18 protein-coding genes are annotated in these 24,066 nt (G+C 67.9%); 7 read left to right on the top strand and 11 right to left on the bottom strand.

Annotated features, from left to right (window positions below):
- On the top strand, positions 1–822 hold the full coding sequence (locus tag ABD260_RS18480) for an undecaprenyl-diphosphate phosphatase (protein WP_344234830.1): 822 nt from the start codon (positions 1–3) through the stop codon (positions 820–822).
- Positions 823–904: 82 nt separating this feature from the next.
- Here the strand turns inward: ABD260_RS18480 and ABD260_RS18485 are convergent, their stop codons facing one another.
- The 6 genes from ABD260_RS18485 to ABD260_RS18510 form a co-directional block, all read right to left on the bottom strand.
- Positions 905–1,864, bottom strand: a complete 960-nt coding sequence (locus ABD260_RS18485; RefSeq protein ID WP_344234831.1) for a hypothetical protein — start codon at positions 1,862–1,864, stop codon at positions 905–907.
- A 182-nt stretch (positions 1,865–2,046) separates the two neighbouring features.
- Positions 2,047–7,878: a DUF7507 domain-containing protein gene (locus ABD260_RS18490; protein WP_344234832.1), complete on the bottom strand. Its 5,832-nt coding sequence runs from the start codon at positions 7,876–7,878 to the stop codon at positions 2,047–2,049.
- A gap of 114 nt (positions 7,879–7,992) precedes the next feature.
- Positions 7,993–9,300, bottom strand: coding sequence for a HAMP domain-containing sensor histidine kinase (locus ABD260_RS18495; protein WP_344234833.1), 1,308 nt, complete (start codon positions 9,298–9,300; stop codon positions 7,993–7,995).
- 2 nt (positions 9,301–9,302) lie between these two features.
- Positions 9,303–9,986 carry a response regulator transcription factor gene (locus tag ABD260_RS18500; protein ID WP_344234834.1) on the bottom strand — a complete coding sequence of 228 codons (684 nt, stop codon included), beginning with the start codon at positions 9,984–9,986 and terminating at the stop codon, positions 9,303–9,305.
- A 47-nt stretch (positions 9,987–10,033) separates the two neighbouring features.
- On the bottom strand, positions 10,034–10,648 hold the full coding sequence (locus ABD260_RS18505; RefSeq protein ID WP_344234835.1) for a hypothetical protein: 615 nt from the start codon (positions 10,646–10,648) through the stop codon (positions 10,034–10,036).
- A gap of 39 nt (positions 10,649–10,687) precedes the next feature.
- A complete protein-coding gene (locus tag ABD260_RS18510) occupies positions 10,688–11,509 on the bottom strand; it encodes a tryptophan 2,3-dioxygenase (protein WP_344234836.1) in 822 nt (273 codons plus the stop codon).
- Positions 11,510–11,589: 80 nt separating this feature from the next.
- Between ABD260_RS18510 and ABD260_RS18515 the strand changes: the two genes are divergently transcribed.
- The 5 genes from ABD260_RS18515 (at position 11,590) to ABD260_RS18535 (ending at position 16,164) form a co-directional block, all read left to right on the top strand.
- On the top strand, positions 11,590–12,069 hold the full coding sequence (locus tag ABD260_RS18515; RefSeq protein WP_344234837.1) for a hypothetical protein: 480 nt from the start codon (positions 11,590–11,592) through the stop codon (positions 12,067–12,069).
- A gap of 308 nt (positions 12,070–12,377) precedes the next feature.
- Complete coding sequence (locus ABD260_RS18520) at positions 12,378–13,850, top strand: glycoside hydrolase family 76 protein (RefSeq protein ID WP_344234838.1); 1,473 nt, start codon at positions 12,378–12,380, stop codon at positions 13,848–13,850.
- A gap of 18 nt (positions 13,851–13,868) precedes the next feature.
- Positions 13,869–15,290: a hypothetical protein gene (locus ABD260_RS18525; protein ID WP_344234839.1), complete on the top strand. Its 1,422-nt coding sequence runs from the start codon at positions 13,869–13,871 to the stop codon at positions 15,288–15,290.
- Positions 15,291–15,306: 16 nt separating this feature from the next.
- Complete coding sequence (locus tag ABD260_RS18530) at positions 15,307–15,798, top strand: DUF2505 domain-containing protein (RefSeq protein WP_344234840.1); 492 nt, start codon at positions 15,307–15,309, stop codon at positions 15,796–15,798.
- A 156-nt stretch (positions 15,799–15,954) separates the two neighbouring features.
- Positions 15,955–16,164, top strand: a complete 210-nt coding sequence (locus tag ABD260_RS18535; RefSeq protein WP_344234841.1) for a hypothetical protein — start codon at positions 15,955–15,957, stop codon at positions 16,162–16,164.
- Between the two features lie 2 nt (positions 16,165–16,166).
- Here ABD260_RS18535 and ABD260_RS18540 read toward each other — a convergent pair whose 3' ends face one another.
- Positions 16,167–16,340, bottom strand: a complete 174-nt coding sequence (locus tag ABD260_RS18540) for a hypothetical protein (protein WP_344234842.1) — start codon at positions 16,338–16,340, stop codon at positions 16,167–16,169.
- Between the two features lie 78 nt (positions 16,341–16,418).
- Between ABD260_RS18540 and ABD260_RS18545 the strand changes: the two genes are divergently transcribed.
- Positions 16,419–19,184: an AfsR/SARP family transcriptional regulator gene (locus tag ABD260_RS18545; RefSeq protein WP_344234843.1), complete on the top strand. Its 2,766-nt coding sequence runs from the start codon at positions 16,419–16,421 to the stop codon at positions 19,182–19,184.
- A 76-nt stretch (positions 19,185–19,260) separates the two neighbouring features.
- Here ABD260_RS18545 and pruA read toward each other — a convergent pair whose 3' ends face one another.
- From pruA to ABD260_RS18565, 4 genes are all read right to left on the bottom strand, one after another.
- Positions 19,261–20,889: an L-glutamate gamma-semialdehyde dehydrogenase gene (gene pruA / locus ABD260_RS18550; RefSeq protein ID WP_344234844.1), complete on the bottom strand. Its 1,629-nt coding sequence runs from the start codon at positions 20,887–20,889 to the stop codon at positions 19,261–19,263.
- A 165-nt stretch (positions 20,890–21,054) separates the two neighbouring features.
- Positions 21,055–21,981 (bottom strand): non-homologous end joining protein Ku, encoded by a 927-nt coding sequence (gene ku / locus ABD260_RS18555; RefSeq protein ID WP_344234845.1) that lies wholly within the window; start codon positions 21,979–21,981, stop codon positions 21,055–21,057.
- Between the two features lie 15 nt (positions 21,982–21,996).
- Positions 21,997–22,542, bottom strand: coding sequence for a DUF6912 family protein (locus ABD260_RS18560; RefSeq protein WP_344234846.1), 546 nt, complete (start codon positions 22,540–22,542; stop codon positions 21,997–21,999).
- Entirely contained in the window at positions 22,539–24,020 is a 1,482-nt protein-coding gene (locus ABD260_RS18565) for a WS/DGAT/MGAT family O-acyltransferase (RefSeq protein WP_344234847.1), read from the bottom strand. The genes ABD260_RS18560 and ABD260_RS18565 overlap by 4 nt, the downstream gene beginning before the upstream one ends.
- Positions 24,021–24,066 lie beyond the last annotated feature (46 nt).

The raw sequence follows: 24,066 nt of genomic DNA on the forward strand, positions 1-24,066 counted from the left end.
ATGAGTTGGGTTTCGGCTGTGGTGCTGGGGATTGTGCAGGGGCTTACGGAGTTTTTGCCGGTTTCGTCCTCGGCTCATCAGCGGGTGGTTGCGGCGTTGGCGGGGTGGGATGATCCGGGGGCGGCGTTCACGGCGGTGACGCAGTTGGGGACCGAGGCGGCGGTGCTGATCTATTTCCGGCGGGACATCGCGCGGATCGTGGTGGCGTGGGTGAGGTCGTTGACGGATCGGTCGCGGCGGAGTGATCCGGATGCGCGGCTGGGGTGGTACGTGATTCTGGGGACGATTCCGATCGCGGTGCTCGGGTTGTTGCTGCAGGATCAGATCGAGACCGCGTTCCGGGATTTGCGGGTCGTCGCGGCGACGTTGATCGGGTTCGGGATTGTGCTCGGGATCGCGGATCGGGTCGGTGCCGACGAGCGGCCGTTGACGCGGCTGACGACGGGGCATGCGATCGGGTACGGGTTCGCGCAGGCGCTGGCGTTGATTCCGGGCGTATCGCGGTCCGGCGGCACGATCACGGCCGGGCTGTTGCTCGGGTACCGGCGGGAGGCCGCGGCGCGGTACTCGTTCCTGCTCGCGATCCCGGCCGTACTGGCGTCGGGGCTGCTGGAAGTTCGGAAGATCGGCAGCGGCGAGGATCATGCCGATTGGGGGCCGACGTTGCTCGCGACCGGGATCGCGTTCGTGATCGGGTACGCGGCGATCGCGTGGTTCCTGAAGTACATCACCACGCACCGGTTCACCGGCTTCGTGATCTACCGGATCGGCCTCGGCGTGGTCATCCTCGCCTTGGTCGGCACCGGCACCCTGGCGCCCTGAGCACAACCGCGCCCTGAAACACCCGGGAAAAGCAGAACCGGGGACACCACCCGACGGCGGTGTCCCCGGAACCAGGGTTTTGTTACTCGCCGACCAGCTGGTCGTAGTGCGTGGTGAGCGACACGTGGCTCGAGCCGTTGAACTCGACGCCCGGGATCTTGCCGTACGACGTGATCGCGGTCTTGCTGCCGTTCGCCTTGCTCATCGCGTACTGGTAGCCGGTCTTGGTGTCGTGGTCGACGCCGACGATCAGCGAACCGCCGCGCGTACCGCAGCCCTGAACGACCAGCGACTCGTACGCGGACCAGCCGGACGAGCGAACCAGCTTCAGCACCGGCTTGGCACCGGCCGCGACCGGGATGTGCACGGTCCAGAGCGCACCCGCGTTGGTCGTCATCAGCAGCGTGTCGTACGTCGCCGTCTCGCTGAGCACGGTCATCGCCTTGAAGCCGCGGAAGCCCGGCAGCGGGCCGAGCGCCTTGAAGCCGGCGCCGACGATCGCGTACCGGTAGAGGCTGCCGTTGGTGTTCAGGCCGTACAGGTACTGGTGCCGCGGCCCGGCGACGCTGTAGTTCGACGTCGCGATGGACTTGAAGCTGCTCCAGCCCGAGCCGACCTTCTTGAAGGTCGGACGCGGCGAGGCGGTCTCGCTGGCCGGCAGGTAAGTCGTGTGCCGGTACAGGTTGCCGCCCTGCAGCAGCAGGCCGTAGTAGTAGAACTGCGTACCGGCCGCGTTCACCGCGCCGTACCAGGTCGCGTTGGCGCGGGTGCCGACGAACTTGTACGGCTCCAGGGCGTCCGCCTTCGGGGTCCGGCCCGGCAGGACGTAGACCTCCTGCATGGTGCCGGCCGCGGTCGGCACGCCGACGGCGCTCTCGCAGACCTCGGCGGCGCTTGCCTTCGCCGAGTTCGGGTTGGCGGTCTTGGTCTCGAAGTACGGCTTCGGTGCGGGCTTGGCGGTGGCGGTCACCGGTACCGAAGCGGCCGCGGCGGCAAGCAGGCCCGCTCCGGCCAGGGCGAGCGCGAAGCGCTGCAGTTTCATAGGAGTTCCCCCTCCAGGAATTCTCTCAAATGCTTGAGATCGGGCGAACTCTAGCCGACGCCGCCGACAAAGGCGACTCCGATTGCACCTAGTTGCAAGCGCCAATCGGAAGGCGATGGAGTGGGCCGGCCCGTGGGAGCCGGTGCCCTCCAGTCCGTCAACTGGAGGGCACCGGTGCTCGATCAGGGTCGCGTACGGCGGGAGCCGGCCGCCGCGATCGCCCCGATGCCGGCCACGATCAGTACCAGCGCGCCGAGCAAGATTCCAGGCCCGAACGAGCTACCCGTGTTGCCCAGCTCGCCACCAGGCTTTTGCGGGACAGGCGGCGTAGGCCGGCCAGGCTGCGGCGGCGTCACCCGTACCGTGACCGAGCTGGTGTTGTCGGACGGGTCCGGGTCCGGTGTGGTCGAGACGACCTTCGCACCGTTCGTCACCGAGGTCCCCCGGTACGCAGTGTCCACCAGCACCTCCAGCAAGACCTGCGCCGTAGTACCAGGGTCGATCCGGCCCACCGCACACGTCACCTGCTGGCCTTGCGCAGTGCACTGCTCCGACTTGCTGATCAGCCGGAGTCCGGTAGCCAGCTGGTCCGTGACCGTCACACCAGTCGCTGACGACGGACCAGTGTTGTGTACGGCGATCACGTACCGCAGTGAATGCCCCGCCACCACACTGGCCGCTGAAGCGGTCTTACGAACACTCAGGTCCGCCGATTGGGTCGGACGACCGGTGACCCGAGCCTCGTTGTTCCCGATCACCGGATCGGAGGTGGCCGAGCTGACCCGTCCAATGTTCTCCAGCGACCCACTGAACCCAGGTACCACGGTGGCAGTGATGGTGACGGTAATACTGGCGCCTTCGGCGAGCAGCGGCGTACTGCACTGCACGCTGCCGGCCTCTGGTGAATCCGGCGCACCCGCAGCAACCGGCGGCAACAGGATGCACTTCACACCAGCAGATGCCGTACTAGTGACCTTGATGAGACCGCGAGGCAGCTCGTCGATGACCTCCACCAGACGCGCGTCGGACGGGCCGTTGTTCTTCACGGTCAGCAGGTACTTCACCGATTGTCCTGACACCGGTGCGGCCGGTGACATGGTCTTGGTGATCGCCAGGTCCGCCAGTGCGGTCACCGGCGACACCACCGTGTCCGTGTTGTTGCCGGTGTTCGGATCGGGAGTAGACGACGTGGCAGTCGCATTGTTCGTCAGACTCGCCCCGTCATACCCGGAGTGCAGCCGCACGTTGAGCTGGACGACGACCTGTCCGATCGGCAGATCACCCAGCTCGCAGCGCACCGTCCGACCGTCAACAACACATCCCTTGCTGGCGGACGTGACAGTCAGCCCAACCGGCACGGTGTCGGTCACCACGACCGCACGTGCTGTAGACGGACCGGCGTTGGTGACGACGATCGTGTAGTCGAACGCACTGCCTGGCGTCACTCCGGACGGATCGGAGCTCTTGACGACACTCAAATCCGCCTGTGTCTGAACCGGGATGGTCACCGTGGAGCTGTTGTTGCTGTCATCCGGGTCGGGTACGGGGGACGTGGCCGTGGCGGTGTTCGCCAGCGTCTTACCGGTGTACGCAGTGTCGAGCGCCGCTGTGATGACAACCGTCGCAGTCTTACCAGCCGCGATGGTACCGAGCGCACAACGCACTGCCGGCGTACAAGTTCCTTGACTGGGCTCTACCTGCACCAGCGTGAGTCCTGCGGGCAGAGTGTCGTTCACAACCACGGCTGTCGCGTCAGACGGACCGTGGTTGACCACGGTGAGCCGATGGGTCACTCCACCACCGGCAACAGCCACTGGCTCGTCGCTGGTCTTGATGACCTCCACATCGGCGGCCCGTTCGACTTCAGTGGTGATCCGGTCCTCGTTGTTCGACGGATCGGGATCAGGCGTCGTACTGGTCACCGAGCCAGCGTTGGTGATCGAGGCCGTCTGCGCCGCCGCGACTGCTACCCGAATCACTACTACCGCATCCCCGCCGGACGCCACTGCACCGAGTGCACATGTCACCTTGGAACCAGCAGTAGTACAGCTGCCATCCGCACTGGTTGCCTCCAGCACCAACAGGCCGGCCGGAACAGTGTCAGTGACTGCCACCTGATGTGCAGTGGACGGGCCGGCGTTGTGAACCGTCAGCGTGTAAACAGCCTCGCCACCTGCCACTAGTGGTGACGGCTTGACCGACTTGACCATAGACAGGTCAGCCGATGTCGACAGCTTGGTCTCCGCCGAGTCGCTGTTGTTGCCGTCGTTCGGATCCGGTGTTTGCGAGCTCACCGTCGCCTTGTTCACCAGCGTCCCGGCTGCTTGGTCCGGCGAGACCTTGACCACCACAGTGACCGTTGCGTCGTCACCCGGTGCCATCCGGCCTACTGGGCAGCTCACGACCGGCTCGGACACCGCCGGGTTCTGCGTACAGTCGCCGCCCGGACCAGTGCCTCGTACGAAGGTCGTACCCGCGGGCAGTGTGTCCGTGACGACTGCACCGACCGCATCCGACGGACCGGCGTTGTGAACGGCCAGTGTGTACGTCAACTCGTTGCCGGCGAGACCGGTTGCCGGAGCAGTCTTCTTGACCGACAAGTCGGCCTCTGCCTCGACCAGCGGCGTCGTGGTTGAGGTGTTGTCCGAAGTGGTCGGGTCCTCCGGTGTCTCCGATGTGGCTGTCGCGGTGTTGACCAGCTCCCCTGGTTTGGTCGACGGAGCAACTGTTCCGTTCACCGTGACGACGTAGCTGTCTCCAGCGGCCAGTGTCGCGGCCAGACAACGTACGCGCTGGCCAACGACTGTGCAGGTCGCTCCACCGGTCGCACTGGCTGACAGACCGGTCACTGCGTCAGGTACTTCGTCCACCACGCTGACCGCCTGTGCATCCGACGGTCCGGCGTTCCGTACGGTCAACTTGTAAGTGATCGCCTTGCCGGCAATCACCGGGTTCGGCGAAGCCGTTTTGACGACGGAGATGTTCGCCTGGGCACCAGTCGTCACTGTGTACGTTGCCGTGTTGTTGTCCTTGACCGGGTCCGGTGTCGGCGACGAAACGGTCGCAGTGTTCTTCAGGTCGTTCGGCGGCGCACCAGACGGTACGGTCGCCACTACCGTGACCGTAACGGTGTCGCCTGGTGCAACCGTGCCAACCAAGCAGGTGACCGTTCCACTCGCCTCAGTGCAGCTACCACTCGAGCTCTTCGCCGAGACGTACTGCAGCGGCGCCGGCACCGGATCGACCACCTTGACGGACTGTGCGGCCGACGGACCGTTGTTCGTCACGGTCAGCGTGTACGTGACGGGATGACCTGCCTGTACCGGCACGGGCTGCGCGGTCTTCACGATCGCCAGGTCCGCACTGGTCTTCACTTCATCAGTGGTCTTGCCGGTGTTGTTGCTGGTGTCCGGGTCTGGCGTCGAACTGTCTGCAGTCGCAGAGTTGGTGAGCTCACCGAGAGCCTTCGGCGAGACAACCGCATTCACCGTGACCACCGCAGTCGAACCGGTGGTCAGGTCGCCCAGCGCACACTTGACCTGCCCAGAGCTCACCGTGCACGAACCTGCTGAGCTATCGGCCGTGACACTGCTCAGAGCAGCCGGTACGAGGTCGGACAGCTGCACTGCCTTCGCATCCGACGGCCCGGCGTTCCGTACCTTGATCTGGTACGTGATCGGCTCCCCAGCGACTACCGGCTTGGTCACCGTCTCCTTGGTGACAACGACATCAGCTTTGGCTGCGCCCGGCGTCACCGTGCTGGTACCGGTGTTGTTGGACTCGTCCGGATCAGGAGTATCACTGACCACCTTGGCCGTGTTGGTCAGCGCGCCGCCGGTGTAACCCGAGTCCAGCGTCGCCGCAATCCGCACCGTCACACTGGACCCGGCAGCAAGCCGCGGCAACGTACAACTCACGTCCTGCCCAGCCGTCGTACATGCAGCCGCGGACTGTACGCCGGTGATCGCGAACCCGACCGGAACCGAGTCAGCGATCCGCACCTGCTCAGCGTCCGACGGTCCGTTGTTCTTGGCAGTCAGTGTGAACACCACCGGCTCCCCCGGTGCCGGATGCGTCGGTGCAGCAGTCTTCGTCAGTACGAGATCCGCCGTACGCGTCACGTCCGTAGTAACCGAGGACGTATTGTTCGACGGCTCCGGATCGGAAGTAGACGTAGTAACCGTCGCAACGTTGGTCAGACTGGTCGCCGTACTAGCCGCGGCAACCTTCACCACCACTGTGATCGTCGCAGAAGCACCGTTGGCCAGCGTGCCCAGTGAACACGTGGCAGCCTTGCAGGTGCCCTGAGTAGGTGTGGCAGACACCAGCTGTACGCCGTCCGGCAAGGTGTCCGTGACGTTGACGTCCTGTGCGGGGCTGGGTCCGTTGTTGCGGGCAACCAGTGTGTACGTGAGCTCACCGCCCGCGGACACCCGATCGGGCTTCGCCGTCTTGGTGATCGACACATCGGCTTCTGCCGCAACCGGAGTGTGCACCTCGTCTGTCTGGTACGTGTACTGCTTGTTCAGCGTCTCAGCCGTGTAGTCCAGCAGACCTGTGTTCACCAGCGTCGTACCAGCAGCGGACTTGTCCACCGTGACGCGGAAACGGACCGTACTGCTCTGGTCCTTCGTCAACCGTCCACCAGCAGTGGCGTTCGCCCCAGTACCTATCCGGAACCGCACAGTACGGGAGCTGCCGACGTACTCCGCCTGATCGTCTCCGGCTGCATCAGTCTTACTCCCCGCTCCGGCACCGGAAACCACGCTGAGCGAACCAGGTACGTAGGTCGTGTTGGCCGGCAACTGGTCGCGCACGGTCGACCGGAGCGCGTCGTCATCACCTGTGTTGCTGTAGCTCAGCGTGTACTCGAGGGTGTCGCCGGTCTTGGCCGGGCTGTTGCCGGACAGGTTCCGGACGGTCTTCGTACCGACGATGGTCGGCGCGTACAGGTCGATCTGCGTCGTCAGTGCGGCCGGGTAGTACACGTCGCCCGTACTGGCGAAGGTCAGTTCGGCGCTGGTCGAGTTGTTCGGGAGGATGCCGGCCGCGTTCACCACCTTGGCGTCCACACCCAGGTTGTTCAGACTGGCCGGAGTCCGGTTGGTCAGGTTCACACCGCCGTCGGTGATCCGGCTGCCGTAGAAGTTGGCCGACGGGTTCTCCGCATCCGCCAGCCGGGTGCCGTTCACCGCGAAGTAGTCGCCGCTGATGCCGGCGTCACCCTCGTACGTGACACTGCCGAACCGGGCGTTCACCGCACCGCTGGGCGGCGCCAGGAAGCCGGAGATGGTGGTCCGCTCCGGCTGACCGCTGCTGACGCTTCCGTACCCGTTGAACACACTCAGGTCGCGCAGCGGCTCATCCGCCTGCTGGTACGCGATCACGAGGCTCCAACCCGCGTACCGGTCGGCGCCTGTACCAGTCGCCACATCGGCGCCCCAGTACTCGCCGTTGCCCCCGGCTTGCACCAGAGCAGTCACATCCAGGTACGAGGAGTAGTCCTTCTTGGTGGTGTTGTTCAAGTAGTCCGTCGAGCTGGCTGTAACAGTCTGGTACGCCGAGTGCCCCGGGAGGCGGAAGCGCATCGTCTTGCCGTCCTCGGTGGTCGCGGTACCGCCCCGGCCGGCGCCACGTGCGGCACCCCAGAACAGGCCCGCGTACAGCACGTGGGCACCTGACGGCAGCGCCACGGACGCGCCGGAGGAGGACTTCGTGGACGGATCGGAGTCCGCGTCCAGCGGCTCCATCGTCCAGTCGTTGTTGTTCGCCTTCGAGCTGCCACCGGCCAGCGCCGCCCGGCAGGCCGCTGAACCGTTGCAGGTCAGCAGGCTGTTGCCGGTGATCCGGATCGCGCCATTGGTCTGCGCACCGAAAACCTTGCCGAAGTCGCGGACGGACGCGGCGTCGGCGGTTGCCGGGAGCATCAATCCGGACAGAACCACGAGCAGCAGCGCGAGCGCGAGCTGCAGCGCCCTGCTCAACACCCGGGCAGACGAAACACCTGCGGCCATCCGAAAGTCCCCGTTTCTGTCAGAGTCGCCAGCCAGGCATACCACAGAAAGGACTTCAGAGTAACCAAATGACTACAGTGTGTCGCAAGGTTTTGTTGCCATTGGCATGTACTGCTACTGGCCGGCGAGCGTCAGCGAGACCTCGTTGGCCTGGATAGTCAGGCTGCCCCCGGCGGCCTCGGCGCAGCGCCGCGCGATGTCCAGGCCGAGCCCGGTGGACCCGCGATCGCTGCGACCGCGCTCACCGGCGCCCAGCGGGATGCCCGGACCCTTGTCAGCAACCGTGATCCGCACTCCCGGCGCCGTACGGGAAAGCGTGATCCTGGCCGGTGTCCCGTCCGGAGTGTGCGCGACCACGTTCTCCACCAGCGCATCCAGCGCGGCGCCGAGATCCTCCGCGGACGCCCGCACCATCGCGGGCGGCTCGGGCAGGTCGAGCGCCAGCTCACGGCCCTGATCCTCGAACAGAGGCTCCCAGAACGCTGCTCGTTGCCGCGTCACCTCAACCGCGTCACAATGCGGCACCCGGCCCTCCCGTTGCGGACGCCGGGCCGCGCTGATCACCGCGGTGAGCGTCCGCTCCAGGCTCGTGACCTGCGTGTTCAGCTCTTCCGCGCTCTCCTGGTCGCCCATTGCCTCCACCTGCAGCCGAAGCGCGGTCAACGGCGTACGCAGCCGATGCGACAGGTCCGCGACCGCCTCGCGCTCGACCGCGATCACCTCGTCGATCCGGTCCGCGAGTCTGTTCAGCGCGGAACCGACCTTCGCGACCTCGGCCGGACCGGTCGTCGGCGCGCGGGCATTCATGTCACCGCGGGCGAGCCGTTCCGCCGTACCCGCCGTCTCCTCCAGCGGGCGGGCCAGCCGGCGGGAGACCAGCTCGGCGCCGACGATGCTGAGCAGCAGGACGACCAGGCTGCCGCCGATCAGGATCAGCAATCGCGGGACCACACCGGCGTACAGCTCGTCGCTGGTCAGGTAGAGGCACACCGACGCGGGCCCGCTCGGCGTACCGACTCCGACATCGACGGTGAGGCCGCCGCTGACGTCGCGGTAGTTGGCGTCACCAACCTTCGGCGGGCCCTTGTCGTGGTCGCCATCGCCGTCGCCGTAACCGCCGCCCGGGACCTGCTGAGGCGCCGGGACGCCACCGGGCGGCGGAGTTCCGAGCGTCGACCCGTCAGGCATCCGCACCGAAATCTTGCCCGGACCGTCACTGAGACCATCGATGTACGCGGTGATGTCGCTGGCCGTACGACCCCGCTCGCCGACGTAGTACGCCACGCTCTCGGCCCGGTACCGCGCCTTGTCCTTCGACTCGTTGGCCGTCGTCGACCGCAGCAGGAGCACCAGCGGTACGGCGAACGCGAGCACGACCAACGTGGTCATACCGACCGAAAGCAGCAGGATCCGGCGGCGCATGGTCAGCCGTCCGCCGACAGCTTGACCCCGACGCCGCGCACGCTGTGTACGAACCGCGGCTCGGCGGCCGTCTCACCGAGCTTCCGCCGGAGCCAGGACAGATGGACGTCGACTGTACGGTCACCGCCGCCCCACGGCAGGCCCCACACCTCCGCGAGCAGCTCGCGCTTCGTCACCACGGCGCCCGGCCGCCGCGACAGCGCGAGCAGGAGATCGAACTCCTTCCGGGTCAGATCCACCGCGTTGCCGTCGACCGTCACTTCCCGGCTGCGCGGATCGATCTTCAGGCCGCCGATCTCGACCGTCGAGTCGCCCTGCTGGTCCTGGCCGAGGCGGCGCAGTACGGCGCGGATCCGGGCGTCCATCTGGGCGGCGCTGAACGGTTTGATCACGTAGTCGTCCGCGCCCGCGTCGAGCAGCCGTACGACGCTGGCATCGTCGTCGCGGGCGGTCGCGACAATCACCGGTACGTCACTCACCGCGCGCACCATCGCCAGTACGTCCCGGCCGTCGAGATCCGGCAGGCCGAGGTCGAGCAGCAGCACCTCAGGCCGCTCCCGCGCCACGGCCGCCACCCCGTCGGCGCCCGCGCCCACCGCCGACACGACATGACCGGCCGCCGTCAGGGACTTCCCCAGCGACAACCGGATCGCGTCGTCGTCCTCGATCAGCAGCACCCGCGCCATGTACCTGAGGGTAACCGGCCCCACCCCAAGCCACCCTCAAGCGGTTGTTAAGCCGGTTCCCGAGGTGGTTTGAGGCCGACGGTGCGCAGTTCGAGGGTGGCGAGCTGGGCGATCACCGCGCGGTCGCCCTCGCGCCAGGCCGTCACCGGGTCGTCGGAGATCCGGGCGAGCTTGTGCATCGGCTGATTGGCCATCGCCCGCAAGGCGAAAAGGTCCAGATCAGCGGCATTGTCGATGAACTTCTGCGCCGCGGTCGCCCGCCGTACGAACCGTACCCGGAGCGGGACCCAGAGCAGTACGGCGAAGAGCACCGGCAGGCCGATCGTCACGCCCGCCAGCACGTACGCGAGCTGCTCGACCGCGTGCGCCTGATCCCGCCCGGCCTCGGCCAGCTTCGCTGCCGCCCCCGCGACACCGTCGATCGGCGACCGCAACTGGTCCCCCACCGCCGGCACCTTTCCGATCGGCTCGGATAGCTGCCGCAGGTTCCCCACGATCCCGTCGCCCGCCTCGGCCGCCTTCCGCCCCGGCGCCCCCAACGCGTCGGTAACCCGGAAAACCACCCGCCCGAGCTCCACACAAACCCAAATCCACACCACCAGCATCAAATCCCCCACCACCTGCCCGACCCGCCGCACCCCAACCTCGGAGTAGACCTTCACACCATCAGTCCTTCCGGCAGAACGAGCTGGACGGAAGGACTATAGGTTCGAACGGAGGTTCCAGAGGAGGGGGTAGTAGCGGAGATCCAGGCGGCTGCGGAGGTAGCTGGCGCCGGAGGAGCCGCCGGTGCCGGGTTTGGTGCCGATCATGCGTTCGACCATGACGACGTGCCGGGCGCGCCAGGCGGCGGCGAGTTCGTCGTGCTGGAGGATGGCTTCGGCCAGCTCCCAGATGGCGGCGTAGTGGGCGCGATCGCCGGCCACCGTGCGGAGCGCGTGCCGGACGGTGTCCTCGGATTCGGTGTCGAAACCGGCCTTGCTCAGCACCTCCAGGAACGCGTCCCAGAGGGTCGGTTCCTCCAGGCGGCGGCGCAGGCGGTCCTTCTCCACCTCGGTCAGCCCACGGAACCGGCGTACGAACGACGGGTCCTTCGCACCGGACAGGAACTCGATCTCGCGGAACTGCACCGACTGGAACCCGGACGCCGGCGACAACCGGTGCCGGAACTCCCCGAAGTCCTGCGGGGTCATCGTCTCCAGGATGTCGACCTGCTGCGTCAGCGTCCGCTCGATCGTGTGTACGCGCCGGAGCAGATGTTCCGCGAGCCACAACTCACCCGACAGCATCGCGTCACGTGACGCCGTCAGCTCGTGCAGCACCTGCTTGAACCACAGCTCGTACACCTGGTGGATGGTGATGAACAGCAGCTCGTCGTGCGCGGGCGGATCGGATTCCAGTCGCTGCTGGTCCAGTAGCTCGGTCAAGCGCAGATAGCTCCCGTACGTGAGCCGGCCGCCGTCCTCCCCGAAGTGCACGTCGACGCCGCCCCACTGCCCCGTGACTCCCTCACCAGTGCTCATGATCGGAGACTAACCGACCAGTTCGTGACTGGTCAGTGATTCGTTCGTTGGACCTTGGGTACGCCGAGCTGAGGAGTTGCATGACCGCCACGGTCGAAACCCCGATCGTCCCAGAGCCGGTCCAGGGGCCGACGCGGGAAGAACCGTCGATCGAGGCACTGCTGCTCGACGAGTACCGCTCGCTGGTCCACCTTGCCTACCTGATCCTCCCGCCTGCGATCAGCCGGGCAAGGCGGATCGCGTCCGCCCACGCGGCCGTACACCGCGCCCTCCCGCCCACACTCACGCTCCCGGCGGACCTCACGCCTTCGCCGGTCCTGGCGCGTGAGTTCATGCGCCGGCGGGTGGTCGAGGAGGCGACCCGGCAGGCTGCCGCGCGGTCTGTCCTGGCGCGGCTCGGGAGCGTGCTGGCACCGGCCGACGGCCTCGGTTTCGAGCCGTGCTCCACCCGCGTCGACCGCTCCACCATCACCCGCCGCCGCACCCGCGGCCGCCGCGTCGCCATCATCACCACCATCGCCGTCACCACCGCAATCCTCCTCACCCTCCTCACCTCCTGACCCGCCCGCCCCAACTCCAGCCGCACCGCGCGCGCCTGGCCAACTACGCGCGCCGCATCGCCAGGTTTCAGCTCACCAGCCCCACTCTCCTGGGCGGCGCCCCAAACCGGTTTGGGGCGCCCCACCACCCATAACGGGAGCACAACCCACCCCACTCCACGTAGGCAGCCGCCCCAAACCGGTTTGGGGCGGTTGACACCCCTGCGGGCGGGCGGCCGGCTCTCGGTGGTCAGCGGATCTTGACGTGGTGTGGTGGGGCGCTTACCTTCGGTGGCACCGCATTCTTCCTACCGCCCCGGGGAGATCCGATGATTGTTGGAATCGTTTCCAGCATCGCCGCCGCAAGCCTGACCCTGATCGCACCGCTCGGCGCACCCGTCCCGCCGGCGCCCGAGACCCCACCGGTGACCATGTCGACCCAGGCGACGATCTGCAACAAGTACTGCGACGCCCGCGACCCGGCGCTCGCCCCGAAAGACCGCGTCCCCGTCTCCAGCACGCTCTTCGGCCGGACGATCGCGCTGCACTTCGACGACGACGACGCGATGGGCTGGGCCTCGATCGAGAACGGCAACCCCGGCGACGAGGTGTGGCTGGACCGCTCGATGGACGGCGGCCGCACTTGGACCGGCGGCAGCCGCCTCGGCAACACCGCGATCCCCACCGGGCAGCGCGGCTGGCGTACGCAGCTGTACAACATCGACGACTGGAACAACCTCGGCGTCGGCGCCCTGCGCGCCTGCGGCAAGGCCGGCGACCGCCCGGACATCGCGTGTACACCGTGGGCGCGCACCACCTGGAACGCCTGGGATCGCCGGACCGCGGCCGCCACCGCGATCATGCAGGACTACAACCTCGGCACCGGCCTGTTCGACACCACCGGCTGGTGGAATTCGGCCAACGCCCTGAACGCGCTGATCGACAACATGAGCATCAGCGGCATGAAGAGCTACCAGTACGCGATCGCCCGCACGTACGACCTGAATCTGAACAAGTTCGAGGGCCAGTTCCGCAACGACTACATCGACGACACCGGCTGGTGGGGTCTCGCGTGGGTCGCGGCGTACGACCTCACCGGCGATGCACGGTACCTGCAAACCGCCCGCGCCGACGCGGATCACATGGCCGCGTACTGGGACAACACATGCGGCGGCGGAGTGTGGTGGAGCGAAGCGAAAACGTACAAGAACGCGATCTCCAACTCCTTGTACATCCAGCTCAATGCGCAGTTGCATACCCGGATCGCCGGCGACGCGACGTACTTGCAACGAGCCCAAGCCGGTTGGACCTGGTTCCAGCAGACCGGGATGATCAACGGGTCGAATCTGGTGAACGACGGCATCAACTTGTCCACCTGCAAGAACAACGGCGACACCGCGTGGACGTACAACCAGGGCGTACTGATCGGAGCGCTCACCGAGTTGTCGAAGGCAACGAACAACTCGGCGTACCTGACGTCCGCGCGCCAGTTGGCCGATGCCTCGACGACCGCGGCGGGTTTGCACACGACCGACGGGATCCTGCGCGAACCGTGCGAGGGCGGTGATTGCGGCGCGGACGGTCCTTCGTTCAAGGGCGCGCATGTTCGCGGGCTCGGCAAGCTCAATGCGGCGCTGGGCGATCATCCGTACACGTCCTATCTGCAACGACAGGCCGATCGGGCGTACGCGGCCGACCGGACGCCGATGGATCATTACGGGCTGCGCTGGTACGGGCCCATCGACAAGCTGGATGCCGCGCGGCAGCAGTCGGCGCTCGATCTGCTCAACGCGGCCCCTTAGGAGAGGTACCTTCGCCGGGTGACGACGATCTACGAGCGCGACAACTGCCGGCTGACGCTGGAGCTCGCCGACCGGATCGAGTACACCCTCGAAGCCGACACCCACCACATCGTCAGCACCCCGCTCAGCGGCCTGAACACGCTGATCGCGTACCTCGAACAGCCGGGCCACCGCGCCAGCACAGATGACAGCGACCGGCTTGCCGACGTCAGCCGGGCCGCGGCGGTGCGGGACGACTTCGAGCGCTACGCCCCGGGAACCATCGCCGCCGAACTCCGCCGCTGGTGCCACCAGGCAGGCCTCTCCGCCGAGTGGTCGATCGACGGCCGCAGCACCCATCGCGAGCACATCATCTCGACTGTCCCGCAACCCTTCACTGACCGAACGATCACCCTGAGCGTGGCGTTCTGGACCCCAGGAGACGCCGACGAAATCTCGTTCACCGAGGAGTACCGCGCCCCGGCCGAGATCCTCGGCTACAGCTACGGCCTCAGCCTCGCGTACGACGCCCTGCCCCACCTGCTGAAAGCCCCCACAAGCGGCAACCTCGAAGACCAACTGGTCGCCTCGATCCATCAATTAGTTGCCAATGGCACCATAAATCCGCTGGCCGGCCAAGGCGCCGTCCGCGACCAGTTCGCAACCTGGTGCCGCGGTTCCGGCGTCCGCACCCGCCCGCGCGGCATCGACCGGCGCGAAACCCTCATCCAAGTCCCCACCCAACCTGATCAACAGGCCGCGATAACCTTGACCATCGCCTCAGCCACCAAACAAATCAGCTTCCAAGAAGGCTGGGGTCCAGAAGGACAACCCTGGCGCGACGCCCTGTACCAGCTGCAGTTCGACCACGGCCAACTCGACAAACTCCTGCCCTGGTTGGCAAATCGAGCTCCGATCGACAGTCGGCTCCAGCCGGACGACGCAATGGTCGCCGCCTGGCGTGTACTGGCCGATCGTGGTGACCTGACACCGCGCCGCCCGATGGAGATCCGCGACCGCGTCGCCGGCTGGCTGACCGAAGCGGGTGTCGCCTTCCGCAGTTACGGATCCGCCTGGCGCGAGACGCTCCTCCGCGTACATCGTCCGAACGACTGCATCTTCACGCTGACGTTGACGATCGACCCGGACGCGCGGGACAAGGGCATCCTGTTCACCGAGTTCTACGACTACGGACCGAGCGGCGATGATCCCGGTCGCGAGTACGGGTACAGCGTGCATGCTCCGTACGCCGCCCTGGAGGTGCTCGCGGACGCGTACGCCCCGGGGGCCGATGGACCGGCGCCGGAACGACTGATCAACGCGTTCAAGGACCTGGTCGCGACCGGCGTACTCGGTGACGGGATGGCGCTGAAAACCAATCAGGCCATTGTGCTGCGTGATTTCCAGGCCGCCGGGATCGACGCGACACCCGATGTCTGGGTGTGGCTGAACTCGGACTGAATGTCATGATGTCGCCATGGAGCTGAAGCTTTCGGCGTCGTACGACGCCACCCCCGAGGAAGTGTTCGCGATCGTCACCGACCCCGCCTTCCGCGAGCAGGCCTGCGAGAAGACCAAGGCGCTGTCGTACGACGTGCGGGTGAGCACGTCCGGGGGTGACACGATCGTCGCGGTGACCCGGAAGATGGAGGCCGTCGACATCCCGGACATGGCGAAGAAGTTCGTCGGCGACACGCTGACCGTGGTGCAGACCGAGACCTGGCACGCGGCCGCGGCCGACGGTTCGCGGACCGCGGACGTGACCGGCGAGATCTCCAACACCCCGGTCACGCTGAAGGGCTCGGCGCGGATCACGCCGGCCGGCGCGCAGACCGTCCAGTCGATCGACCTGGATGTGAAGGTCAACGTTCCGCTGATCGGCAAGAAGCTCGAGCCGACCGTCGTCGAGGCGATCGAGTCCGGCCTGCGGAAGGAACACGACCTCGGCCGCGAATGGGCCGGCCGCTGACCCGAGCCTGCTCAACTGCTCACACGAGCTGCTCAGCCGCTGCCCCGAGCCGGCCGCCGATTGCCTGACCAGGCACGAAGCCGTGTCGCTGCGCTGAACGACTCACCTCCGGTGGCAATCTGAACTGAAGGATCGCACCGGAGGTGACCCGTTCCCATGTTGCGGAAGAAGCGGCCAAGCACCGATCAGTCGAGCACTGATCAAGCCGGCACGGACCAGTACTGCGCGTTCTGCGCCGCCATGATGCCGTTCGAACGGATCGAGCCCTCGGGCTACCTGGTGGACGAGCCAGACGAGTGGATCTGCGTCCGCTGCGGCTCCGCACTCCTCGTAGACCCACCCCTCCAGGACACCCGCACGGCCTGACGTCAGCGGATGCGGTACACCCCGCTGAGGGACAACCGGCCGTTGTTGGTGTTGTAGAGGTACACGTTCGCGGTTCGCAGGGTGTACGTCGAGCTGCGGTGCAGGTAGCTACCACAGACGACAGTGCGTGGGCGTTGTACGACTGCCGTACTGTCCAGCGGCCGGTGACCTGACATCCACACTGTGATCGGGGCCGCTACACGTGGCCTTGCGCCGCACTATGCTGACCGGCACGACGCTGCTGGGGGGCACCGATGCATTTCGGCGTACTGGGGACATTGCACATCCTGAGCGACGCCGGCGCCGTGCTCACGATCTCGTCGGGCAAGCAGCGGCTGTTGCTCGCGCTGCTGCTGATCAGGCCGAACCAGCCGCTCTCCGCGGACTACCTGCTGGACAGGTTGTGGAGCGACCGTCCGCCACGCAACGCCCGCACGAACCTCCAGGTGTACGTGCATCGCCTCCGCCAGGTCCTCGGCGAGCACCGGATCGCGCACGGCCCCGGTGGGTACCGGTTGACCGTCGCTCCGGACGAGCTGGACGTGCTGCAGTTCGAACGTCTCGCGGCCGCCGGCCGTCCAGCCGAAGCACTCGCGCTCTGGCGCGGTGACCCGTACGCGGGCATCGCCGACATCGACGAGGTCCGCGACGAGGCCGCCCGGTTGACCGAAGGCCGACTGACCACCACCGAGGACTGGTACGACGCCGAGCTCGACGCCGGCCGTCATCACCGGCTGATCCCGGAACTGCAGGCGTTCGCCGAGCAGCACCCGGTGCGGGAGCGCGCCCGCGGACAGTTGATGCTCGCCCTGTACCGCAGTGGCCGGACCGCCGAGGCGCTCGACTCGTACCGCGCCGCCCGCGCCCGGATGATCGACGAGCTCGGCATCGAGCCCGGACCGGCGCTGCGCCGCCTGGAACAACGCATCCTCGAGCAGGACCGTGAGCTGGAGGCAGCCGATCCGGCGCCGGCGGCACGCCACGTACCGGCCGAGCTTCCACCGCTCAGTACGACCTTCACCGGCCGCCGCACCGAGGTGAAGAGCATCACCGAGTACCTGACTGTGCCGCCCACCGACGGTGCGGTCACGGTGATCGCCATCAGCGGACCGGGCGGGGTCGGCAAGTCGGCCCTCGCCCTGCAGACCGCGCACCCGGCGGCGCACGCCTTCCCGGGCGGCCAGCTGTACGTCGATCTGCACGGTTCGACTCCGGGAGCCGAACCGTCCGTCCCGGCCGCGGTACTGACCCGCCTGCTCCGATCGCTGGGCGTCGCCGAGGACCGGATTCCGTCCGGCCAGGACGAGTTGGCGGCGATGTTCCGGTCACTCACCAGCTCCGCGCGGACCCTGGTCGTACTGGACAACGCGGCCGATGCGGCACACGTTCGTCCGCTGCTGCCAGGTGCGGGCAGCGCCGTCCTGGTCACCAGCCGGGTCGTGCCGGCAACGCTCGACGGCGCGCTGCACATCCGCCTCGAAACGCTGGCGAACGAGGCGTCCGTCGAACTGCTGAGCCGGCTGGCCGGCCAGGCCCGGATCGATGCCGATCGCGCCGCCGCCGACGAGCTGATCGAGCTGTGCGGTGGCCTGCCGCTGGCGCTCCGGATCGCCGGGGCGCGCCTGGCTGCCCGGCCGGACTGGCCGGTCGCGGAGCTGACCACGCGTCTCGCCGACGATCGGAGCCGGCTGGCCGAGCTGGAGCACAGTGATCTCGCGGTCCGGCCCAGCTTCGCTGTCAGCTTCGACGCCCTGAGCGCGGACGCCGCCTGCGTTCTCGTTCACCTCGGGGTGCTCGGCCTGAGCAGCGTCAGCGTTCCGGTCGCCGCGGCGATGGCCGGGCGGGACGACGTACGCCGCAACCTCGACGAACTGGTCGAGGCACAGCTCGTGCAGCCGGCCGGCGACCGCTACGTACTGCACGACCTGGTCCGGCTCTTCGCCCGGGAAGTGGCCGACCGGGGCCTCGGTACGGCCGAGCGGGACCGGGCGCGGTACGACGTGATGGCGCACTACGTCGCGACCGCGCGGGCCATCGCGCTGCTCGTCGGTGGCGAGCGAGCTCGCTGGCGTACGTCGGCCGGACCCGCGGTGGACGCCGCACCGGCCGTGATCGCCGACGGAGACGGAGCCGCGGACTGGGTCCGAGCGGAGCTGGCGGGAGTACTGCAGGTCGCGCGTCTCGTCGTCGAACAACCTGGTGGCGCCGACCTGGTCGGCAGTTTTGTGGCTGCTGGCAACTATGTGCTGAGCGGGCTGGCCCGGACCGCCGAGCAGATCACGCTCAGCGGGCTGGTGCTGGCCGCGGGCGCCACCGAGCAGCTGCGGGCCTTCGCGCACCTGGAGCTGGCTCTGACCCACCTGTCGCTGCGCCAGCACGAGGTGTCGATCCGCCACGGGCGGGCCGCGGCCGACGGGTTCGTTGCCATCGGCGACACGTTCGGTGAGGCCAACGCGGTCGGCTGGCTCGGCTATGTGCTGGCGGACGGCGGTACCGACGCCGCCGGCGTCGAGGAAGCGTTCGGGCTGCTCCGGCGCGCGATCGAGATCCGGCGCGTCTCCGGTGACCGCTTCGGCGTGCTCGCGACCGCGAACCAGCTCGGCCTGGTCTATCGCGAGTCCGGCAACCTGGACGAGGCCGAGAAGGTGCTGGGGGATGCCGTCCGTGGAATGCGCGAACTGGCAGCCGAGGCGGAGCTACCGCCACGACAGCACGCACTCCAGGCGGTCCTGCTCGGAAACCTGGCGAAGGTCTACGCGCGGACGAATCGCCCGCGCGAGACGATCTCCTGTCTCCAGCAGGCCGCCGAGCTCGCGGAAGGCACTGGGCACGATCGGCTGGTACCGAAATTCATCTGGGGTATCGGCGACGCGCTGGCGCAACTCGGTGACCACCGCGCGGCCCGTACGCACTGGGAACAGGCCGTCGACCTCGGCCGGGCGGCCGGCATCGTCAGCCGAGCCGAGGCGGCCGACGTCCTCAGCTCCCCCACGCCCACCCGCCCGGCCACCCTGCGCTGACGGCCTGGGTGGGCGCCCAGGCCGGCTCGAGTGGCGGGTATCAGCCGCGGTCCGGGTATCAGCCCTGGTGGGGGGCTCAGCCCTGGTGGGGGTAGCGGTAGTCGGTGGGTGGGGTGAAGGTTTCCTTCATCGAGCGGGGTGAGGCCCAGCGGATCAGGTTCCACATCGAGCCGGCCTTGTCGTTCGTTCCGGAGGCGCGGGCGCCGCCGAACGGCTGCTGCCCGACGACCGCGCCGGTCGGCTTGTCGTTGACGTAGAAGTTCCCGGCCGCGAACCGCAGGTACTCGGCCGCTTCCGCCACCGCGTGCCGGTCCTGCGCGATCACCGCACCGGTCAGACCGTACGGCGCCGAGTTCTCCATGCCCTTCATCACTGCCGCGTAATCCGCGTCGTCGTAGACGTGCACGCCGAGGATCGGGCCGAAGTACTCGGTCGTGAAGATCTCGTCGGCCGGGTCGTCCGAGACCAGCAGCGTCGGCCGGACGAAGTACCCCTCGCTGTCGTCATAGGTGCCACCGGCAACAACCTCGACCGCGTCGCTCGCCGCGGCCCGGTCCAGCGCCGCCTTGTGCTTGGCGAACGCGCGGTCGTCGATCACCGCACCGATGAAGTTCGACAGGTCGGTGACATCGCCCATCGTCAGCGAGTCGGTCTCGGCGATCAGGTCGTCGCGGATCTGGTTCCACACCGAGCGCGGCACGTACGAACGCGAGGCCGCCGAACACTTCTGCCCCTGGTACTCGAACGCGCCGCGCACCATCGCAGTCTTCAGCACCGCCGGGTCCGCCGACGGGTGCGCCAGGATGAAGTCCTTGCCGCCGGTCTCACCGACCAGCCGCGGATACGTCCGGTACGAGGCGATGTTCGCCCCCACCGTGCCCCACAACGACTGGAACGTCTTCGTCGAACCGGTGAAGTGAATGCCGGCCAGGTCCGGATGCGTCAGCGCGGCCTTGCTGACCTCGATGCCGTCGCCGGTGACCAGGTTGATCACACCCGCCGGCAGCCCGGCCGCCTCGAACAACCGCATCGTCCAGTGCGCCGCGAACTGCTGCGTCGGCGACGGCTTCCACACCACCGTGTTGCCCATCAGCGCGGGCGCGGACGGCAGGTTCCCGGCGATCGCGGTGAAGTTGAAGGGCGTGATCGCGTACACGAAACCCTCGAGCGGACGATAGTCCACCCGGTTCCAGACACCCGGCGACGAGATCGGCTGATCGCTGACGATCTGCCGCGCGAACGCCACGTTGAACCGGAGGAAGTCGATCAGCTCACAGGCCGCGTCGATCTCGGCCTGCTGGATCGTCTTCGACTGACCGAGCATGGTGGCCGCGTTCAGCGTGTCCCGCCACGGACCGGCCAGCAGGTCGGCGGCCTTCAGGAAGATCGCGGCCCGGTCGTCGAAGGACAGCGCGCGCCAGGCCGGAGCGGCCGCCAGCGCCGCGTCGACAGCGGCCTTGCCGTCCGCCTCGGTCGCGTTACCGAGCGTACCCAGCACGTGGGCGTGCTTGTGCGGCTGCACCACCTGGATCGGGGCGCCGCCGCCCAGCTTCTGCTCCCCACCGATCGTGCAGGTCAGGTCGATCGCCCCGGCCGCGGTGAACTCCTTGAGCTTCGCCTCCACCCCGGCACGCTCGGCCGAACCAGGCGCGTACCCCTTCACAGGCTCGTTGGCGGGCGTCGGGACGACGGTGACGGCATCCATGCTGCGGACTCCTCGATCATGTGGTGGACCGTTGCAGAGGTACAGCGGGACGGATGGCCGCCGTACCCCCTCAAGTACACCTGCATCGTGCCACGCGAGAGCCCCGGACCACGAACCCGACTGGTACGCCCTGTGGATAACTGGTCCGGACCTCTGCGACCAAGGTCACGCCGACTTCTTGGTGGCCTTCTTCGCGGTCTTCTTCGCCGGTGCCTTCTTGGCGGCGGCCGCCTTCTTGGCCGGGGCCTTCTTCGCGGCGGCCGCCTTCTTCGCCGTCGCCTTCTTGGCCGGCTCCTCCGCCGCGCCACCCGCGCGGCGGGCCTTGGCGGCCTCGACCGACGCCCGCAGCGCGGCGACCAGGTCGACCACCTCGGCGCCCTCGGTCTCCTCCTCCTCGGACTCCGGCAGCGGTACGCCCTCCGCCTTCGCCTCGACCACCTTCTCCAGCGCCACCCGGTACTCGTCGTGGTACTGATCCGGGTCGAACTCACCGCGCAGCGTGTCGATGTATGACGACGCCATCGCCTTCTCCTGGGACCGGATCTCGACGTCCTCCGGGGGCGCCGCGAACGCCTTGTCCCGGATCTCGTCCGGCCAGAGCATCACCTGCAGCACCAGGACGTCGTCAACCGTCCGGAGCAGCCCAAGGCTCTCCCGGGACCGGAGCGCGACCTTCACCAGCGCGTACAGCTCGGAGCCCTCCAGGGCGTCCCGGAGCAGCACGTACGGCTTCGCGCCCGGCCCGCCGTCAGCGGCGAGGTAGTACGACTTGCCCAGGTACAGCGGGTCGACCTGGTCGGCCGGCACGAACTCCAGCACGTCGATGACCTTCTTGCTGGACAGCGGCAGGTCGGCGAAGTCGTCCGAGTCCAGCACCACCATCCGCCCGTCCGGCATCTCGTACCCCTTGCCGATGTCGGAGTAGGGCACTTCTTCGCCGTCGATGGAGCAGATCCGTTTGTACTTGATCCGGCCCCCGTCGGCCACGTGCACCTGGCGGAACGAGATGTCCTTCTCCTCGGTCGCGGAGAACACCTTGATCGGGATCGTCACCATCCCGAACGAGATGGCACCCTTCCAGATCGCCTGCATCGCCATCAGCTCCCGTCAGTCCGACCCATCGGCCGACCCGTTGACCGACCGTCCGCGCGGCCCCTCCGCCGCGAGCAGGTCGGGAATCTCCTGTGTCGCATACCACATCAGGTCTTCACCCTCGCACGAATCCAGGGCGAACACCGCGTCGTCGTCACCGTTCTGGGCGGCTTCCCAGCTGTCGGCGGCCTTCCGCACCACCGGCACCGCGTCCGCCGTGTCCAGGTGCACCGAGGCCACCATCCGCCACGGAATCACCACATGCAGCTCCAGCCGGGCATCACCGAGCTCCACCGACCCGTCGGCGGGCGGCACCGCGCTGACCTCGGCCGCGATCACCACCCGTCTCCGTGCGGTACCCGGATCGGCCGCGAGCAGTCCGACCGAGGCACGGGCGGCCTGCGCCATCGCGGCGTACTCCAGCTCCTCCTCGTCACCCTCGGTGTACCACTCGCGGAGCGCCGGCGTGACGGCGTACGCCGCCAGCGGGGCCGGCCCCAGCTCCCCCGCGTTGCACGCGGCGCTCAGCAACCGCAGCGTGGATGGGATGTAGACCCTCATGAACCCGCCTTCTTGGGCTGTGTGTTCTTCGGTGCGGAGCGGGGTTTCTTCCGGCCCCGGGAGGCCCGGTTCCGGCTGCCCTTGGTGGTGTCCAGCAACTCGTCCAGCGCGTCGTTCAGGCACTGGGCGAAAACCGTCAAGTCCGGCATCGCGGTGCGGTCCGCGTTCAGCCCGTAGTACACCTTCCCGTCGTACGACGTGACGCCGACCGACAGGCCCTGGCCGGGCATCAACGGCACCACCGGGTACGACGCCAGCATCGGCGCGCCCTGTGCGTACAGCGGGAACTGTGGTCCCGGCACGTTGGTGATCACCACGTCGTCGATCGGCCGGACCGTCTCGGTCGCCACCCGGGCCGCGAGCGCGTGCAGCGTGGTCGGAGCGAACCCGGCGATCCCGACCAGCGAGCGGGCGCTCACCGCGCGGCCGGTGTCCTTGTGCACCTTGGTCTGGTACGAGATCTGGTGCATCCGCATCACCGGGGAGTTCTCCCCGACCGGCAGGTTCACCGTCGAGGCGATCACCCGGGAGCCGAGCGAAGTCGGTTCGTCGTCCTCGTCGTCGCGGATGCTGACCGGCACCACGGCCCGTACGCTCCGGGTCGGGCCGACGCCCTCGCCGCGGGTCATCATCCAGGCCCGGAACCCGCCCGCGACGACCGCGAGGATGACGTCGTTGACCGTGCCGCCGTGCGCGGCGCGGATGGTCCGGTAATCCTCCAGGTCGGTCTGCACGGTGGTGAACCGGCGCTGACCGGACGTCTTGACGTGCAGCGAGCTCTCCTGCGCGTGCCGCTGTGCGGCCAGCGAGCCGACCACGTCGCCGAGCACCTCACGGACCGAGGTGGAGCCGGTCAGGCTGGCCATCTCGGCGCGGGCCAGCTCCAGCACGGCGGTCGGGTGCCGGGTGGCGTCGGCGAACACACCGGCGAGCAGCTCCAGCGCGGACGGCGGGTGCTCCGGCTGCCAGGTGTCAGTAGGTGTCTCGCGTGGGTGCGCGGTCGAGTCGAGCACCACCTGCCCGATGTCGACCGTGCTGTTGCCGTCGACAAGCGCCTGATGGGACTTGGCGATGATCGCGAACCGGTCGCCTTGCAGGCCCTCGACCAGGTACATCTCCCAGAGCGGACGGGCCCGGTCCAGGCGCCGGGACATGATCCGGGCGACCAGCTCCAGCAGCTGCGCGTGCGTCCCCGGCCGGGGCAGCGCCGACCGCCGGACGTGGAATGTGATGTCGAACTCTTCGTCGTCCACCCAGACCGGCCCGGCGAACCGCCCGGGGATCTGCTGGACCCGCTGCCGGTACCGCGGCACGAACGCGATCCGGTCCCGGATCAGCGCGACCAGGCTCTCGTAGTCGAACCCCTCGTCCCCGTGCACCGGCGGCTCGAAGATGTCGACCGTACCGACATGCATCGGCGTGGCCGGCGACTCGGCCTTCAGAAAGGTGAGGTCCAACGAGGTCAGCCGATCAGGCATTCCGGGGTCACCTTCCTCTCGTTTCCAGTCTCTCGTCACCCTAGCG

Source organism: Kribbella hippodromi, assembly GCF_039531045.1.
GTDB classification, from domain to species: Bacteria; Actinomycetota; Actinomycetes; order Propionibacteriales; family Kribbellaceae; genus Kribbella; species Kribbella hippodromi.

Bases quoted from the DNA above. Each gene is read 5' to 3' on its own strand.
- ABD260_RS18480 (WP_344234830.1), top strand. From the start codon at position 1: ATGAGTTGGGTTTCGGCTGTGGTGCTGGGGATTGTGCAGGGGCTTACG.
- ABD260_RS18485 (WP_344234831.1), bottom strand. From the start codon at position 1,864: ATGAAACTGCAGCGCTTCGCGCTCGCCCTGGCCGGAGCGGGCCTGCTT.
- ABD260_RS18490 (WP_344234832.1), bottom strand. From the start codon at position 7,878: ATGGCCGCAGGTGTTTCGTCTGCCCGGGTGTTGAGCAGGGCGCTGCAG.
- ABD260_RS18495 (WP_344234833.1), bottom strand. From the start codon at position 9,300: ATGCGCCGCCGGATCCTGCTGCTTTCGGTCGGTATGACCACGTTGGTC.
- ABD260_RS18500 (WP_344234834.1), bottom strand. From the start codon at position 9,986: ATGGCGCGGGTGCTGCTGATCGAGGACGACGACGCGATCCGGTTGTCG.
- ABD260_RS18510 (WP_344234836.1), bottom strand. From the start codon at position 11,509: ATGAGCACTGGTGAGGGAGTCACGGGGCAGTGGGGCGGCGTCGACGTG.
- ABD260_RS18515 (WP_344234837.1), top strand. From the start codon at position 11,590: ATGACCGCCACGGTCGAAACCCCGATCGTCCCAGAGCCGGTCCAGGGG.
- ABD260_RS18520 (WP_344234838.1), top strand. From the start codon at position 12,378: ATGATTGTTGGAATCGTTTCCAGCATCGCCGCCGCAAGCCTGACCCTG.
- ABD260_RS18530 (WP_344234840.1), top strand. From the start codon at position 15,307: ATGGAGCTGAAGCTTTCGGCGTCGTACGACGCCACCCCCGAGGAAGTG.
- ABD260_RS18535 (WP_344234841.1), top strand. From the start codon at position 15,955: ATGTTGCGGAAGAAGCGGCCAAGCACCGATCAGTCGAGCACTGATCAA.
- ABD260_RS18540 (WP_344234842.1), bottom strand. From the start codon at position 16,340: ATGTCAGGTCACCGGCCGCTGGACAGTACGGCAGTCGTACAACGCCCA.
- ABD260_RS18545 (WP_344234843.1), top strand. From the start codon at position 16,419: ATGCATTTCGGCGTACTGGGGACATTGCACATCCTGAGCGACGCCGGC.
- pruA (WP_344234844.1), bottom strand. From the start codon at position 20,889: ATGGATGCCGTCACCGTCGTCCCGACGCCCGCCAACGAGCCTGTGAAG.
- ku (WP_344234845.1), bottom strand. From the start codon at position 21,981: ATGCAGGCGATCTGGAAGGGTGCCATCTCGTTCGGGATGGTGACGATC.
- ABD260_RS18560 (WP_344234846.1), bottom strand. From the start codon at position 22,542: ATGAGGGTCTACATCCCATCCACGCTGCGGTTGCTGAGCGCCGCGTGC.
- ABD260_RS18565 (WP_344234847.1), bottom strand. From the start codon at position 24,020: ATGCCTGATCGGCTGACCTCGTTGGACCTCACCTTTCTGAAGGCCGAG.